Genomic DNA, 15,054 nt, shown 5'->3' with positions numbered 1-15,054 from the left:
CCCATGCAGTACATCCTGATAGTCTTTATTTTCCTGGGACAATTCCAGGCGGCGAGTCAGCAAAGTGATTTTTTAAAGGAAGCCGATAGCCTGAATGCAGTTGGGAAAACTTCGGCGGCCATTGCTCTCTTAGAATCCAATTCAGACCAGTCTGAAAAAACCTTACTCCGACTGGCAGAATATCAGAAAAAATCGAATCTAAAAGAAGCAGCGCTGGCAAACTACCAGCAGGTGCTTCGGATGAATCCCAACCGCGTCCTAACAGCCATGGATTATGGGGAACTGCTCCTGGATACCGACAAACCGGAAGCTGCGAAAAAACTTTTCAGCGAACTTTCAGAAAAATATCCCGAAAATGCCAGTTTTCGATTCAGGCTGGGTCTTGCCCGCGAAAAACTACAGGACAGCTCCGCCATCGATGATTTCTATAGAACGGTGGAACTGGATTCTACCCACCAGGGCGCATTCTATAAAACTTCTAAATATGAGCTCAGAAATGGCCGGCATTTCAATGCTGCTGCCCTTGCCAAAAAGGGCCTGGAGGTTAATGCTAACAACGCGTCTTTACTGTCTATTTTGGGACAATCCTATATGGTATCATTTCAGTTTGAAAGAGCGATCGAACCTTTTCAACAATTAGTGGCGCAGGGCGAAAGCAGTGAATTTATTCTTCAGAACCTGGCAAAAGCCTACACCGCTACGGGCAAGACCGATCAGGCAATTGAGACTTATTTGAAAATGATTGAACTTTCACCGGGAAACGCCTCTGCCTTCACCAATCTAGGTGTGCTTTATTTTAAAAAAGGCGAAAATTCTCTTGCTCGCGAGTCATTTTTCAACGCTTTAAAATTGAAAAATCCGGAAGTTGACAATGAATATGTATATATCGGTCTCACTCTCAAAAACGAAAAAAATCACCAGTTGGCCTATCCTGCTTTCCTGAATGCCTTAAAAGAAAATCCCAATAACGAACGGGCTTTACTGGAAATAGCGCTGGTTGCAGATGCCTTTATGGAAGATAAGAAAACCATCCTTCAGCTTTACGAAAACTACATGAATCGCTACCGCGGATCAGGTAACCCAAGCCAGCTGGAACTCGCAGATTTTCGCATTCGTGATCTCAAAAAAGAGCTGCATATGGCTGAATAATTTCGGAAAAAGCAAATGATTTTTAGTAACCTGCTAGATTTCACTATTTTTGACATCCGGAAAGGATCTCATCAATGAAAAAAGCACTACTGCCCGCCATTCTTATGATGGCCGTTGCCTGTAAATTCGAAACCAAAAAGATTACTTCAGAAGAAGTTCTGGAACAGGAAAGTCGTGCGCTTAACTGGAAGGAAGTTGACGAATACCCGGCATTTGAAGAATGCGAAAATGAAACGGAACTGGTCGCAGCTAAAAACTGTTTTGAAAACAAAGTAGCAACAGAGATCTATTCTTACCTGGCGAGTCAGCAGCCCGTGGTTTCCGAAAGCATTCATGACACGGTTTACCTGTATCTCGAAATTACGAAAGAGGGAAAACCCCAGATCGACTCGGTTAAAATTGACACCACGGTGACCAACCAGCTACCAAAGATCCGGGAATGGCTGTATGAAAGCATCGATTCCCTGCCAAAAATTTACCCGGCCAGCAAACGCGGCATCCCGGTTTCCACCGTTTTCAAAATGCCCGTTGTTGTGAAAGCCGAATGATAGGCTGATCGCCTGCTTCGGAAGAATGATCATCGAATTCTTATCTTTTGAAAGGTCTTCCTTTCCAGTAATACCCTCCGAAAACTGACCTTAGCGCGACGGCCGTACTGAAAAAGGGATAAATCACCGCCGCCCACCAGTAACTTTGTAACACTGCCCTTCTTCGGAAGAATTTGGCGGTAACCGCAATAAGCGGGAAATCCACTAAAAATTTGGCCAGTATCATTCCGAAGACCAGCTGAAAATTCCAAAACTGTAAAACTGCGAGGAAAAACCAGGTCACCGTCATCAGGTTCGTGAAGAAAACCACGATTGCCACAATCTTTCCAAAAGCATCCGGATAGGCTGAAGTTTTTGCCGCCCATCGCACCCGTTGCCAAAAAAGCTGTTGGAAACTTTTCTGAAAACCAGTTTGCACGATGCTTTTCTCTGATTTTACAAAACTTACCGGAAGCTGATGCTGTAAAAAATGCTGCAATAAGAAAACATCGTCACCGCTGGCGATTCCTAAATCCCGGCGTTGCTGCTGAAGATGAAGATAGGCAGATTTCCGGTAGCACAGGTTCGCAGAATTACACATAAAAGGTTTGTTCATCCCGAAGCCTCCAATAGTGCTGCCTTGCAAACTGAGGAAATCAATTTCTTCAAAAGCTTCGGAAAAACCGACGCTCATGGCGTGCCTGAAACCAACCGGCCCGGCAATTAAAACCGGGGATTCTTCCTGAAGGAGCTGATCGAAATTCCGAAGCCACTGGGATGGGAGCAGGCAATCGGCATCTGTAATGGTCAGGTACTCAAAACGGGCTTTCCCGGCCGCTAAAAATATCGCGTCCTTTTTGGGAGAAAGCGAGCTTTCGGCATTCAGTAGCTGAAACCGAATTTCCGGGAAATCCTTTGCATATCTTTCACAGATCCCAACCGATGCATCTTCGGAATGATCGTTTACCAGGAAAACTTCAAAAAGTTCCCTTGGGTAATCCAGTGCCACGATCGAATTCAGCAGTTCCGGGAGGTTTTCGGCCTCATTACGATAGACCACGACCAGGCTAAAACCGGTCCTGGGAACCATTTCCTTTTCTAAGAAAACGGGCATTTTCCGGAAGCCAATGAAAAAAGACCCGATCAAGACCAGGTACAGGAATAGCATCGAGAACATGAGAATTTGAAAAAGCATTCAACCCGGGTTCGTGCTGCAAAGCAGAATTGCTTAGCTTTGTGAAAGTCCAAAATAGACAATTTTTGTGAGCCGCTCTTCGGAAAAATCAACTTTACAAACGGAAAGAATCATCCTTGGGATTGACCCCGGGACCACGATCATGGGTTTCGGACTGATCAGGATCGTTCAGAAAAAGATGGAGTTTGTCCAAATGAATGAACTGCAGCTCAAAAAATACGACGACCCTTATATTAAGCTGAAATTGATCTTCGAACGCACGGTGGAACTGATCGATACGTACCATCCTGATGAGATCGCGATCGAAGCACCTTTCTTCGGGAAGAACGTGCAGTCCATGCTCAAATTGGGCCGGGCTCAGGGCGTCGCGATGGCGGCGGGACTTTCACGCCAGGTTCCCATAACCGAATACCTTCCGAAGAAGATCAAAATGGCGATTACTGGAAACGGAAATGCCAGCAAAGAACAGGTCGCGAAGATGCTGCAGGGCCAGCTCAAGATCAAAACACTCCCGAAAAACCTGGATGCGACCGATGGTCTCGCTGCCGCGGTCTGCCATTTTTATAACTCAGGGAGAAAGGAAATCGGTACGAGTTATACCGGTTGGGAGGCTTTCGTGAAGCAAAATCCGGGAAAAATCAAATAATAATAAACAATTATCAATGGGTGGTTTCAGAAAGGAAAATGTGTTATCCGGAAAGTCGTATGACTTAGCATTGAGAACTGTTTTGTTGAATAAAGAATTAAAGCTCCAAAGAGAAAATATTTTATCTAAGCAATTACTGAGATTCGGAACATCAATTGGAGCAAATGTAGCAGTAGCTAACGCAGCTATTTCCAATACAGATTTTTCCGCAAAGATTTCGATCGTCTCTAAAGAATATGTGCAAACCAAATACTGGCTTAGGCTATAAAACGATTCATAAACTATTGAAACTTCAAAATTTACAGAGCTTTTTGAACTCGCATGTAAATTATCAAAATTCTTTACTCTATTTTGAAATCAACCAGTATGAATAATCTAAAATGATAATTGGTTATTGTTAACTGAAGAATGGTATGAGCGGAATTTACCTTCATATTCCTTTTTGCAAGCAGGCCTGTCACTACTGCGATTTTCATTTTTCCACTTCCACGCGAAAAAAAAGTCGGCTGGTAGATATGCTGTGCCGGGAAATGATCCTTCGGAAAAGCGAAATTCCTGCCAGCGTGGAAACCATCTATTTTGGCGGAGGAACGCCCTCCTTACTTTCTTCCGAAGAACTACAGCAGATCTTTGAGACCATTTTCAGCAATTTTCAGGTTGCCGAAGATGCCGAGATCACGCTGGAAGCAAATCCAGACGATCTTTCTGAAGAAAAAATTGCTCAACTCGCCGCCTCGCCCGTCAACCGCCTGAGTATAGGCGTTCAGTCTTTCTTCGAAGATGACCTGAAGCTGATGAACCGGGCGCATAATGAAACCGAGGCACTGGAAAGCCTGCAGGCTGCAAAAAAGCATTTTGAAAATATTTCCATCGATCTTATTTACGGAATTCCGGGCCTTACCGATGAGAAATGGAAAGAGAACCTGAAAATCGCCCTCGAACTGGAAATTCCGCATATTTCCAGCTATGCTTTGACCATTGAGGCCGACACTGCCCTGGAAAAGTTCATCGAAAAAGGCAAATTACAGCCTGTGGAAGATGAGCAGTACCGGCGCCAGTTCGATATCCTGGTACAAACCTTAACGCAGGCTGGTTTCGAACATTATGAGTTTTCCAACTACGGAAAAACCGGTTTTCATTCTAGGAACAACATGGCTTACTGGCTGGGCAAACCCTATCTGGGAGTAGGTCCTTCGGCTCATTCGTTTGACGGAAAACAGCGCAAATGGAACATTTCCAACAATTCCATCTACATCAATTCGCTGGAAATGGAAAAGATTCCGCAGGAAACCGAAGAACTTTCCATCAATGATCGCTATAATGAATATGTAATGACGAGGCTGCGTACCAAATTCGGCGTAAACGTGCTGGAACTGGAGCAGGATTTCGGGAAGAAATACCGGGACTATTTTGAAAGAAATGCTGAAAATTTCCTTCAGCAGGAACTGATGCTGCGAAGCGATTTAGTCTACCTCATTACCAAAAAAGGGAAATTCCTGAGCGACGGGATCGCCGCTGATTTATTTTATATCGATTAAGCCCCATTCTTACTGAAATTTTCTCTCTACATTTGTTAGAGTTCCAACCATTATGCTTGCAAAAATTCAATACCAGTCTGCAGAACTTGAGATCGATTTTTCCAAACCCCTGGATATTTCAATCAGTTTACGCGGGGACGATAAAAACCCGGTGGCCTGGTATTTAAAACATCCCGAGATCAGCCCGGTACGTGACGGCAATTTTATTGGGAAGGTTAGTGAAGGTGCTTCGGTGAATTTTAACAATATCTGGTTCAATCCGCATGCGCATAGCACGCATACCGAGTGTGTGGGACACATCAGCCGGGAATTTGAAAGCCTCGAAAAGCATCTGAAAACCTATTTTTTCCGAAGCCGGCTAATTTCCGTAGAACCTGAAAAAAAAGGAGCTGACCAGGTCATTACCAAAGCCATGCTGGAAAAGAAACTTTCAGGTTTTGAAGGTGAAGCCTTAGTTATTAGAACGCTTCCGAATTACATTGGGAAAATCAGCAGGCAGTATTCGCATTCCAATTGGCCCTATCTCGAGGAGGCTGCCAGTGTCCTGATCAGGGAAAAAGGCATCAGGCATTTGCTCATTGATCAACCTTCAGTAGATAAAGAAAAAGACGACGGAAAATTGCTGGCTCATAAGGCTTTTTGGAACTTTCCGAAGCAGACCCGTTATGATGCCACGATCACTGAACTGATCTATGTTCCCAATAAGATCGAAGATGGGGAGTACTTTTTAAACCTTCAGCCGGCCTCATTTTTAAACGACGCAGCTCCCTGCAAACCGGTTTTGTATAAAATCCTAAACCTATGAAAAGCCTCTCAAAACTGGAAGAAACGGCCATGTTCCTACTGGGGATTTTTGCATTTTCCAGGCTCGACTATAGCTGGTGGTGGTTTGCGGGATTATTTTTTCTTCCCGATATTGGAATGCTGGGATATCTTTGGAACAGTAAAGTGGGCGCCTGGACCTATAATGCGTTTCATCATAAAGGCCTGGCGATCGTAATTTTTGTTTGCGGACTGGCTTTGATGTCTGCCGCTTTGGAAATAGCCGGGATCATCCTGTTCACTCATGCGAGTTTTGACCGGATGCTGGGTTATGGCCTCAAATATGAATCAGGTTTTAAAAATACCCATTTAGGGAATTTAGATAATTAATATGGATTTACTTTTTATTGGTCTTGCCGTTGGAGCTGTGGTCGCCTATTTCATTTTCAGGGCGTTCAATAAAGATCGCTCCAGGATGAAAGCCAGTGAACAATCGGCTGTTTTGATGGATAAAATCAAAAGTGTTTGCAAGTTCATTACCGTGGAGGGTGATTTTTCAGAAATCTACCATTACGAAAATATGAAAGATAAATACCTGAATTTGATCCTCGGAAAGAAAAAAGCCATCGTTCTCGTAAACGCTAAGGCCCACGTGGGTTTTGACCTGAGCAAGATCAGGATGAACAGCGATAATGAACATAAAAAGATCATTTTGACCAATTTCCCGCAACCGGAACTGCTCACCGTGGAAACCGATTTCAAATATTATGACAAGCGTGAAGGCTGGGCCAATCCCTTCACTACTTCTGATCTTACCGATATCAACCGTGATGCGAAAAAACATATTATAGACAAGATCCCTCAAAGCGGACTCATGGACCAGGCGAAAAAAGAAGCTCTGGACACGATCGTCCTTATGGAAAAAATCGTGGAAACCATTGGCTGGAAACTGGATTATACGGCGCTTACCACCGCTGAAGAGCCACGCAAAATCGAAAATTCTTAAAATGACTATCGATAGTTTCAGAGATTATTGCCTCGCTAAAAAAGGGGTAACCGAGGGCCTTCCCTTTGGACCGGATACCCTCGTTTTTAAGGTCATGGGAAAAATGTTCGCCCTGGTCGCACTCGATGAAGTGCCTCTTAGGGCGAATTTAAAATGTGAGCCCGATCGCGCCATTCAGCTCCGTGAGGAATATGATGGCCAGATCATTCCCGGCTACCACATGAACAAACAGCACTGGAATACCCTGGTGATGGATCACCGCCTGGACCCCAAACTGATACTGGAACTGGTAGATCACTCTTACGAACTCGTAGTAAGCAGCCTTACCGGAAAATTGAAAAAGGAACTGGTAAACCTATGAATGACTCGGCTTTAGCGTTTTACAAAGATCGTCTTCAAAAACATCAGCAAACCGCCTCCAGGCTCAAATCCCGTTTAGGTGCCAGCAGCCTGATGCGACTGGCAATTTTCCTGGCTGCCTGCGGCACCGTGTATGTTCTTTGGGGGAATTTCCAGCTGATGTTGCCTATTTTGGTGGTATTAACGGCCATTTTCCTGTTTCTCCTCTCCAGGCATACCGACCTGAAAAGAGAACGTGACAAATTCCTGGAATTGATACAACTGAATCAAACGGAAATACACATTCTCGAAACCGGTGATTTCAGCAAGCTGCCAGACGGAAAGAAACTGGAACCGGCAATGCATCCTTTTAGTCGGGATATTGACCTCTTCGGAAAAAAATCATTTTTTCAGTATTTGAATCGAACTTCACTGAAAGAAGGCCGGGAAAAACTGGCGTACAAACTGCTTTCCAATGATACTGCTTCCATACCCGAAAAACAGGAATGCATCAAAGAACTCAGCCAGAAAACCGACTGGCGACAGGAATTCCTGGCTACTGCAAGACTGGTTAAAACCGAAACAAAATCTACCACCATCACTCACTGGATCAGGGAATACCAAAGCTTCATCCCAAAATACGCGACCTGGCTGGTTCCGGTATTTTCGCTTATTTCACTGGCTGTGATCCTTGCATGGTACCTGGATTATATTGGATTTATGCAACTGTTGCTCTGGCTTTTCATCGGCATCGGGATTACTGCTTTCCGCATCAAAAAAGTCACGGCGCTCTCCGGAGATCTGGCTAAGGTAGAAGACATTTTTCAGCAATATCACCGGTTACTGGGTTTGATTGAAAGCGAAAATTTTGAGTCGGCTTACCTGCAAAAGATCCAGCGTTCCATCAGAAGCGAAAAAAGCAAAGCTTCGCACATCGTTCGGCAATTTTCAAAAGCCATTGATGCACTGGACCAGCGTAACAATTTTTTATTCGGGTTTCCAGCCAACGGATTTTTTCTTTGGGACCTTCAGAAGAGTTACGCGATCGAGAAACTGATCGAAGAAAACAGGGATTCCATGGGTGCCTGGTTTGAAGCGGTTGAGGAAACCGATGCGCTCATCAGCCTTGGCAATTTTGCCTTTAACCATGCAGATTATGCATTTCCGAAGATCATAGACGAACCGGTAATAAGAGCAAAAAACCTTGGGCATCCTCTAATCGCCTCAGAAAAAAGGATTTCTAATGATTTTGAGATCAAAAACGGCAATTTCTTTATCATTACCGGAGCGAACATGGCCGGAAAAAGCACCTTTTTACGAACGGTTGCCTTGCAGATTCTGATGGCTAACACCGGCCTCCCCGTGTGTGCCGAAAGTTGTAAGTATTCGCCTATCAAACTCATTACCAGTATGCGCACCAGTGATTCCCTGGGTGACGACGAATCGTATTTCTTTTCTGAATTAAAACGCCTGAAGTATATCGTAGATACCATTTCCAAAGACCGCTATTTCATTATCCTGGACGAGATCCTGAAAGGCACGAACAGCACCGATAAAGCTATTGGTTCTCAAAAATTTGTGGAGCGTTTGGTGGAAACCAATTCTACGGGCATTATCGCCACCCACGACCTAAGCCTGTGCGAACTGAGTGAAAACCTGGGAGCGGTAGAAAATTACTACTTCGATGCCGAGATCGTGAACGATGAATTGCATTTTGACTACCTGCTGAAAACCGGAGTTTGCCAGAATATGAATGCGTCGTTCCTGCTGCGGAAGATGAAGATTGTTAGAGACTGAAAATAATTCAGGTATCGGCCTGCAGTTTCAGCTATCTTTGCGCTCAAATTCAACAATATGACCACGGAAGAAATTTTAAAGGAGCGCAGCGATGCTACCTGCGAATTATGCCGCGCGACAGATCACCTGCAGGTTTTCGAAGTTCCAGATTCCCCGGAAGATGCCGAAAATAAGATTCTTATTTGTACCACCTGCTCCGAGCAGATCCAGCAGCCGGAACAGGTAGAGATGAACCACTGGAGATGTTTGAACGATAGTATGTGGAGCAGTGTTCCTGCCGTGCAGGTGGTCGCGTACAGGATGTTGCACCAGTTGAAACACGAAGGCTGGCCAAATGATCTGCTGGAAATGATGTATCTGGAAGAAGACGTGAAAGACTGGGCCCAGGCAGGTATTTCAACTAAATCCAATAAAGCTGAGATCATTCATAAAGACAGCAATGGAGCCATCCTGGAAGCCGGTGATACCGTTGTCCTCACTAAGGATCTGAATGTGAAAGGTTCCAGCCTTACAGCAAAAAGGGGAACGGCGGTTCGTAGAATCTCGCTGGTTCATGATAATCCCGAACAAATAGAAGGTAAAGTAGAAGGTCAACAAATCGTGATCCTGACGAAATTTGTCAAAAAATCATAAAAAAAGCGCGGATTTCCGCGCTTTCTCATTTATTGCTGATGCATTTCCGTAAAATATTTATAGAACCACGGAATGGTTTCAATACCCTTAAGATAATTCCACACGCCAAAATTTTCATTCGGTGAATGGATGGCGTCGGTATCCAGCCCAAAGCCCATCAAAATGATCTTGCTGTCCAGTTCCTTTTCAAAAAGAGAAACGATGGGAATACTTCCCCCACTTCGCTGCGGAATTGGCGTTTTTCCGAAGGTCTTTTCATAAGCTTTGCTAGCAGCCTGGTAACCCACCGTGTCAATAGGCGTTACGTATGGATAGCCTCCATGATGCGGCTTCACTTTTACCCGAACGCTATCTGGAGCCAGGCTTTCAAAATGTTTTTGGAATAATTCGGTGATTTTTTTCCAGTCCTGGTCTGGCACCAGCCTCATGGATATCTTCGCATAGGCTTTTGACGGTAGTACTGTTTTAGCACCTTCGCCAATATAGCCGCCCCACATTCCGTTCACATCCAGAGTAGGCCTTATAGACGCTCTCTCCAGCGTGGAATAACCTTTTTCGCCATGTACATTATTAATATCCAGCTTTTTTTGGTATTCCTCTAAACTAAAAGGTGCTTCAGCCATTTTCTGGCGTTCTTCTTCGGAAAGTTCTTCCACCTGGTCATAAAAACCGGGAATCGTAATATGGTTGTTTTCATCGGTAAGGGATGCGATCATCTGGCTCAGCACATTCAGCGGATTCGCCACTGCACCGCCGTACAAACCTGAATGCAGGTCACGATTGGCGCCGGTAACCTCCACTTCCACGTAAGAAAGTCCGCGTAAACCGGTAGTGATCGAAGGCACATCTTTCGCGATCATACCGGTATCTGAGATCAGGATCACCTCATTTTGCAGGCGATCTTTATTTTCTTTTATGAACCATTCCAGGTGCTCGCTGCCCACTTCTTCCTCACCTTCGATCATAAATTTGACATTGCACGGCAGTTCCCCGTTTTGCGTCATATATTCCAGCGCTTTCACATGCATGTACATCTGTCCCTTGTCATCACAGGCGCCGCGGGCAAAGATCGCTCCTTCCGGATGTATATCGGTTTTTTTAACGACTGGTTCGAAAGGCGGAGAATCCCACAGATCCAGCGGATCTGGCGGCTGAACGTCGTAATGCCCATAAACCAGGACCGTGGGAAGATCTTTGTCTAAAATTTTTTCTGCATACACCACAGGATGCCCCGGTGTCTCGCAAACCTCTGCCGTATCACAGCCGGCATCCAGCAATCTGGACTTCACGACCTCGGCAGTTTTCAGCATATCTTGCTTATATTCAGGATCTGCGCTAATAGACGGGATTCGCAACAATTCTTTTAGTTCCTCCAGGAACCGATCTTTATTTTGATCGAGATACTCTTTAATCGTGCTCATAAATTGGATCAATTTAGCGTAAAGTTAAAATAATTTTCTCGAGATACTTTGTGATTTAAAACTTATGTTTATATTTGCATCCGCTTAGGGAAACTAAGTGATTTTATTGAAAAGAACACGCGGGTGTGGTGGAATTGGTAGACACGCTAGACTTAGGATCTAGTGCAGCAATGTGTGAAGGTTCGAGTCCTTTCACCCGCACAGAGAAAAGCCGACTTTTAGTCGGCTTTTTTTATGGACTTTTTCCAGCTTCGGAAAAATCACCTGCTCTCTTCCAACGATTTTCTGCGGAAAGCAATCTTTGTCACATTCCGCACCTCAAGCAACTATTACCTGAAAGAACTCCCGAAAAATAAACCTGGATACTTATTTTTACCAGTACTGCAGAATTTTAAAAAATGATCGACTTTCAGAAAAGCCTAGAAACCGAAAAAGTACTGCTTCGTCCCATCTGCCAGGAAGATTTTGACGAGATGAAAGAACTTACCAAAGACGAAAAGGTCTGGGATTATTTTACCAGCAACCTGGCGGTGAAAGAACAGTTATTTCGCTGGATCCAAACCGCAGTGGAGGCCATGAACAATCAGGAAAGACTGGCTTTCAGCATTATCGACAAAGAACATAAGAAGATCATTGGACAACCAGTCTTGGGAATTTTTCTGAAAGAGATCAGCGTATCGAGATTGGGTGGACCTGGCTCGCGGCATCGGCACGTGGAACCGGCATGAATCAGCACGTCAAAAAGTTACTTTTGAGATACTGTTTCGAAGAATTGCAGCTGGAGCGTGTAGAAAGCAAAACCGATGTATTGAATCTCGCAGCTCGAAAAGGCTTGCAAAAAAGCGGTTTAACAGAAGAAGGCGTGCTCAGAAGCCATACCCTGCTGGCCAACGGCAGAAGGCGCGATTCCATTTTCTACGGAATCCTGAAAAACGAATGGTTCGAGTCGCAGCTGTAATTCCGCAAAAAACTAGCTTGGTTTCCACGTCAAAATTTAACAGTATGCAATTCCTGGAGGTTTTATCAAATGCAGCTTTATAATTTGAAAATCAATAAATTGCAGTAGTGTTTTCCCAACCGCTATGCGAGCAATTCTGATTCTGCTGCTTCTGAAGATGTCTTTTTCCTATGCCCAACAGGCATACGAGATCGATACTTCCTACCCGGTTCATAAGCTCGACGGACAGTTACAGGTAATTCCTGATGAAAATAAGGAATTCACTCCGGAAGATATTTTGAACAAGCATTTCGAAAAACAGCTGAAGGGTGATGAATTACCCAGGATGCTGGAGATCGGGACGCTCTACTGGGGAAAGACCCGGATCCTGACGAAAGAGGAACTTACGGGTTGGACGCTTCACCTGGAGGATAAAATGATTGGCCCTCCAGCCTGGACCAAAAGCAACGGCAAGGTAGATGTTTATTTTTACGCGAATGGAAAACTGTTATTTCACAGGAAAGCGGGAGTGGAATATCCCAGGAAAAACCGTGATATTAAAAATAACTGGGTTCTGAACCGGGTTTCCCTGGAGGGCCTTCCTCAGCATACACCCATTGATATCGTGATGAAAGTGCAGGGAAATATCTTTGGCTACCCGGCCTACTTCAACCTTTCCGCCAGGAGCCCGGAACAGGGGTTTTACCATGAGTTCAACCAGTTTCACAGCAGTTTTAATATTTTCATGTTCGGGGTTACATTCATTATTTTCCTCTACCATTTCCTGCTATTTCTTTATCTGAGGCAAAAAGTCTTTTTCTGGTTCAGCGTCTGGCTATTTTTTTGTGCATTGACCCAGGCGATGTCTATGGGTTTAAGCCTTGACTGGTTTCCTGAATACCGCTATCCTATCTGGATGCTGGCATCGAACGGTATTTTTTATTCTTTCTGGTTCTTCGGAAGAGTGTTTGTTAATTCCAAAAAGAAGTTCCAGCAATTAGATCGACTGATGCTTGGGCTGGCTCTAACCGTGCTTGTAGAGGTGATCTGCGTCATTCTTTACATCATTTTAGCCAAACCTCAGCTATATTTTACCGGAATCCAGTTCCACTATATTTTCCTTTTGGTTTATACGGTTTTTAGCCTGGCACTTTCGGTCATTTTGGCACTGAAAAAAGACAGTTTTGCCAGGTATTTCGGGATTGGGACCCTGATCGCCAATATTTTCCTGATCATTGGGCTGTTATGGACGCTTTCCCTTATCGTTCCGCCGTTCCGCATAGACCCATACGTGACCGGCATTTTTCTACAGATCATTATTTATAGCTTCGGAATTTCCTACAGGCAGCAGCGACTTTCGAAGATCTCGCAGCAGGAAAAACTGAAGAATCAGCAAATCCAGGCAGAAATGACGCGCATCAAAGACCTGGACGAACTAAAAACCCGTTTTTTTACCAATATCAGCCACGAGTTCCGCACGCCTTTAACCCTGATCCAGGGCCCTATCAAGCAGGCCAAACTAGCCGCCACCGGCACAGGTGAAAATATTCGTATTCCTGAAGAAGGTTTTAAGATCGTGGAAAGAAACACGCAAAGGCTTCAAAACCTGATCGATGAGCTGCTGGAATTGTCAAAAATAGAAAGTGGCAACATGAAGCTTTTACTTAGCAGGGGCAATCTCATTTCTTTTCTGAAACCGCTCGTTCTCTCGTTTGAAAGTATGGCTGAAGGCCATGGCACTACCTTTAGCGCAACCTTTTCGGAAGAAAGCACAACTGATTATTTTGATAAGTCCAAACTGGAAAAGATCGTTTCCAACCTGATTTCAAACGCCCTGAAATACACCCGGGACGAAGTCCATGTTTCCGTAAAACTGGAAAAAGAGGAACTTACTTTTGAAGTTCGGGATAATGGCCCGGGGTTGAGCGAAAAAGAACAGGAGCTTATTTTTGACCGTTTCTACCGGGTGGAAGGTTCAGAAAAAAAGGGCTCAGGCATTGGGCTCGCACTATGTAAGGAACTCGTGGAACTACATAACGGGATCATTTCCGTAACAAGCAGGAGCGGGCAGGGAACAACTTTCAGGGTTCAAATACCGGTAAGCCTGGAGAAACTTCCGCAACAGCTTCAACTGGTTCAGCCTTCAGAAAAAGAGGACCCGGCAATTCCATTTTCCACAAACATTCCTTCCGAAGAAGAACATTTAAAAACTCCAAATACCAACCCACAAACCAAAATCCTGGTAGTAGAAGATAATGCCGACCTGCGGAATTTCATCATTGGGATCTTAAAACCTCATTTTACCACCTATTCCGCAGAAAATGGCCAACTGGGCGAAAAAATGGCCATCGAGTTGATTCCCGATATCATCATTAGCGATGTGATGATGCCCGAAAAAAGCGGTTACGAACTCTGTGAGGCCACCAAAACCAATATCAAGACGAGTCATATTCCCGTAATCCTGCTCACGGCCCGGGCAGATCATCATTCCAAAATGCAGGGTTTTACACAGGGAGCTGATGTGTACCTCACCAAACCTTTTGATCCCGAAGAACTGTTACTGCGCATTAAAAACCTGCTTTCCAGCCGCGACCAGCTTTGGAGTAAGATTACGAGCAACCAGAATATCCTAATAGACGAACTGGACCTGGCCTCTATGGATGATGAATTCTTTGGACAGGTAACTCAAACGATCAGTAAACACCTGGACGACGAGACGTTTAGCGTAGAAATCCTGGCCGAGGCAAATGGGTTTAGCCGTTCGCAGTTATTCCGAAAGATGAAAAGCCTGTTTAACAAAACGCCGAACCAGCTCATCAGCGAAATGCGGCTCAATAAAGCGCACGAACTCCTGAAAAATAACGCCTGCACGGTTTCTGAAGCGGCTTACGCAGTGGGATATTCCAACCTTTCCTATTTCACCAAAACCTTCAAAGAGCGTTTTGGCGTGGCGCCGAGCAAAGTGAATGAATCTTCAGAATAATTAGGAGAAACCTCCTTTTTTCAACGTTTCTAAAGGCTTTGGGATGATTTTGTTAGCATCTGCAACATCAGTGTTAAGCCGTTTTGATCACAAAACAGACATTTGGAAAGCTTCTTTTTAC

At 44.6% G+C, this 15,054-nt stretch carries 16 protein-coding genes and 1 tRNA gene; 15 read left to right on the top strand and 2 right to left on the bottom strand.

Features of this window, described 5'->3' with window-relative positions; genetic code table 11:
- Nucleotides 1-3 precede the first annotated feature (3 nt).
- Nucleotides 4-1,149 carry a tetratricopeptide repeat protein gene (locus tag GRFL_RS09095; protein WP_083644318.1) on the top strand — a complete coding sequence of 382 codons (1,146 nt, stop codon included), beginning with the start codon at nt 4-6 and terminating at the stop codon, nt 1,147-1,149.
- A gap of 74 nt (nt 1,150-1,223) precedes the next feature.
- Nucleotides 1,224-1,697, top strand: a complete 474-nt coding sequence (locus GRFL_RS09090; protein WP_083644317.1) for a hypothetical protein — start codon at nt 1,224-1,226, stop codon at nt 1,695-1,697.
- Between the two features lie 40 nt (nt 1,698-1,737).
- Here the strand turns inward: GRFL_RS09090 and GRFL_RS09085 are convergent, their stop codons facing one another.
- On the bottom strand, nt 1,738-2,871 hold the full coding sequence (locus GRFL_RS09085) for a glycosyltransferase (protein ID WP_083644316.1): 1,134 nt from the start codon (nt 2,869-2,871) through the stop codon (nt 1,738-1,740).
- A gap of 67 nt (nt 2,872-2,938) precedes the next feature.
- Here GRFL_RS09085 and ruvC point away from each other — a divergent pair, with 67 nt between their 5' ends.
- From ruvC to GRFL_RS09040, 9 genes are all read left to right on the top strand, one after another.
- On the top strand, nt 2,939-3,517 hold the full coding sequence (ruvC, locus tag GRFL_RS09080; protein ID WP_083644315.1) for a crossover junction endodeoxyribonuclease RuvC: 579 nt from the start codon (nt 2,939-2,941) through the stop codon (nt 3,515-3,517).
- A gap of 16 nt (nt 3,518-3,533) precedes the next feature.
- The gene (locus GRFL_RS09075; protein WP_206601038.1) at nt 3,534-3,785 is read left to right on the top strand and encodes a four helix bundle protein; all 252 of its coding nucleotides are present in this window, start codon (nt 3,534-3,536) and stop codon (nt 3,783-3,785) included.
- A 145-nt stretch (nt 3,786-3,930) separates the two neighbouring features.
- A complete protein-coding gene (hemW, locus tag GRFL_RS09070; protein WP_083644314.1) occupies nt 3,931-5,055 on the top strand; it encodes a radical SAM family heme chaperone HemW in 1,125 nt (374 codons plus the stop codon).
- A gap of 52 nt (nt 5,056-5,107) precedes the next feature.
- The gene (locus GRFL_RS09065) at nt 5,108-5,860 is read left to right on the top strand and encodes a cyclase family protein (RefSeq protein WP_083644313.1); all 753 of its coding nucleotides are present in this window, start codon (nt 5,108-5,110) and stop codon (nt 5,858-5,860) included.
- Nucleotides 5,857-6,207, top strand: coding sequence for a DUF4260 domain-containing protein (locus tag GRFL_RS09060; protein WP_083644312.1), 351 nt, complete (start codon nt 5,857-5,859; stop codon nt 6,205-6,207). Before GRFL_RS09065 ends, GRFL_RS09060 begins: the two co-directional genes overlap by 4 nt.
- A 1-nt stretch (nt 6,208) precedes the next feature.
- Complete coding sequence (locus GRFL_RS09055; RefSeq protein ID WP_083644311.1) at nt 6,209-6,823, top strand: DUF4230 domain-containing protein; 615 nt, start codon at nt 6,209-6,211, stop codon at nt 6,821-6,823.
- A gap of 1 nt (nt 6,824) precedes the next feature.
- Nucleotides 6,825-7,184, top strand: a complete 360-nt coding sequence (locus tag GRFL_RS09050; protein ID WP_083644310.1) for an MmcQ/YjbR family DNA-binding protein — start codon at nt 6,825-6,827, stop codon at nt 7,182-7,184.
- The gene (locus GRFL_RS09045) at nt 7,181-8,959 is read left to right on the top strand and encodes a MutS-related protein (RefSeq protein WP_083644309.1); all 1,779 of its coding nucleotides are present in this window, start codon (nt 7,181-7,183) and stop codon (nt 8,957-8,959) included. Before GRFL_RS09050 ends, GRFL_RS09045 begins: the two co-directional genes overlap by 4 nt.
- Nucleotides 8,960-9,016: 57 nt before the next feature.
- The gene (locus GRFL_RS09040; protein ID WP_083644308.1) at nt 9,017-9,592 is read left to right on the top strand and encodes a PhnA domain-containing protein; all 576 of its coding nucleotides are present in this window, start codon (nt 9,017-9,019) and stop codon (nt 9,590-9,592) included.
- Nucleotides 9,593-9,621: 29 nt separating this feature from the next.
- On the opposite strand, the gene GRFL_RS09035 is transcribed toward GRFL_RS09040, so the two are convergent.
- Nucleotides 9,622-11,013, bottom strand: a complete 1,392-nt coding sequence (locus tag GRFL_RS09035; RefSeq protein WP_083644307.1) for a dipeptidase — start codon at nt 11,011-11,013, stop codon at nt 9,622-9,624.
- A gap of 119 nt (nt 11,014-11,132) precedes the next feature.
- Between GRFL_RS09035 and GRFL_RS09030 the strand changes: the two genes are divergently transcribed.
- The 4 genes from GRFL_RS09030 to GRFL_RS09020 all read left to right on the top strand — a co-directional run bounded on the left by GRFL_RS09030 (nt 11,133) and on the right by GRFL_RS09020 (nt 14,933).
- Nucleotides 11,133-11,214, top strand: a tRNA-Leu gene (locus GRFL_RS09030).
- A gap of 197 nt (nt 11,215-11,411) precedes the next feature.
- Complete coding sequence (locus GRFL_RS18285) at nt 11,412-11,741, top strand: GNAT family N-acetyltransferase (RefSeq protein WP_206601039.1); 330 nt, start codon at nt 11,412-11,414, stop codon at nt 11,739-11,741.
- Nucleotides 11,690-11,971 (top strand): GNAT family N-acetyltransferase, encoded by a 282-nt coding sequence (locus GRFL_RS18280; protein ID WP_206601044.1) that lies wholly within the window; start codon nt 11,690-11,692, stop codon nt 11,969-11,971. Before GRFL_RS18285 ends, GRFL_RS18280 begins: the two co-directional genes overlap by 52 nt.
- Before the next feature lie 124 nt (nt 11,972-12,095).
- Nucleotides 12,096-14,933: a hybrid sensor histidine kinase/response regulator transcription factor gene (locus GRFL_RS09020; protein ID WP_083644306.1), complete on the top strand. Its 2,838-nt coding sequence runs from the start codon at nt 12,096-12,098 to the stop codon at nt 14,931-14,933.
- Nucleotides 14,934-15,054 lie beyond the last annotated feature (121 nt).

Source organism: Christiangramia flava JLT2011, assembly GCF_001951155.1.
Classification (GTDB): domain Bacteria; phylum Bacteroidota; class Bacteroidia; order Flavobacteriales; family Flavobacteriaceae; genus Christiangramia; species Christiangramia flava.
Note: the sequence above shows the minus strand (reverse complement) of the source record. Positions and strands in the feature narration are given on the sequence as shown.

Coding starts and splice junctions, on each gene's coding strand:
- GRFL_RS09050 (WP_083644310.1), top strand. CDS start 6,825: ATGACTATCGATAGTTTCAGAGATTATTGCCTCGCTAAAAAAGGGGTA.
- GRFL_RS09090 (WP_083644317.1), top strand. CDS start 1,224: ATGAAAAAAGCACTACTGCCCGCCATTCTTATGATGGCCGTTGCCTGT.
- GRFL_RS09040 (WP_083644308.1), top strand. CDS start 9,017: ATGACCACGGAAGAAATTTTAAAGGAGCGCAGCGATGCTACCTGCGAA.
- GRFL_RS09060 (WP_083644312.1), top strand. CDS start 5,857: ATGAAAAGCCTCTCAAAACTGGAAGAAACGGCCATGTTCCTACTGGGG.
- GRFL_RS09075 (WP_206601038.1), top strand. CDS start 3,534: ATGGGTGGTTTCAGAAAGGAAAATGTGTTATCCGGAAAGTCGTATGAC.
- GRFL_RS09095 (WP_083644318.1), top strand. CDS start 4: ATGCAGTACATCCTGATAGTCTTTATTTTCCTGGGACAATTCCAGGCG.
- GRFL_RS18285 (WP_206601039.1), top strand. CDS start 11,412: ATGATCGACTTTCAGAAAAGCCTAGAAACCGAAAAAGTACTGCTTCGT.
- GRFL_RS09065 (WP_083644313.1), top strand. CDS start 5,108: ATGCTTGCAAAAATTCAATACCAGTCTGCAGAACTTGAGATCGATTTT.
- GRFL_RS09045 (WP_083644309.1), top strand. CDS start 7,181: ATGAATGACTCGGCTTTAGCGTTTTACAAAGATCGTCTTCAAAAACAT.
- GRFL_RS09035 (WP_083644307.1), bottom strand. CDS start 11,013: ATGAGCACGATTAAAGAGTATCTCGATCAAAATAAAGATCGGTTCCTG.
- GRFL_RS09085 (WP_083644316.1), bottom strand. CDS start 2,871: ATGCTTTTTCAAATTCTCATGTTCTCGATGCTATTCCTGTACCTGGTC.
- GRFL_RS09020 (WP_083644306.1), top strand. CDS start 12,096: ATGCGAGCAATTCTGATTCTGCTGCTTCTGAAGATGTCTTTTTCCTAT.
- GRFL_RS09055 (WP_083644311.1), top strand. CDS start 6,209: ATGGATTTACTTTTTATTGGTCTTGCCGTTGGAGCTGTGGTCGCCTAT.
- hemW (WP_083644314.1), top strand. CDS start 3,931: ATGAGCGGAATTTACCTTCATATTCCTTTTTGCAAGCAGGCCTGTCAC.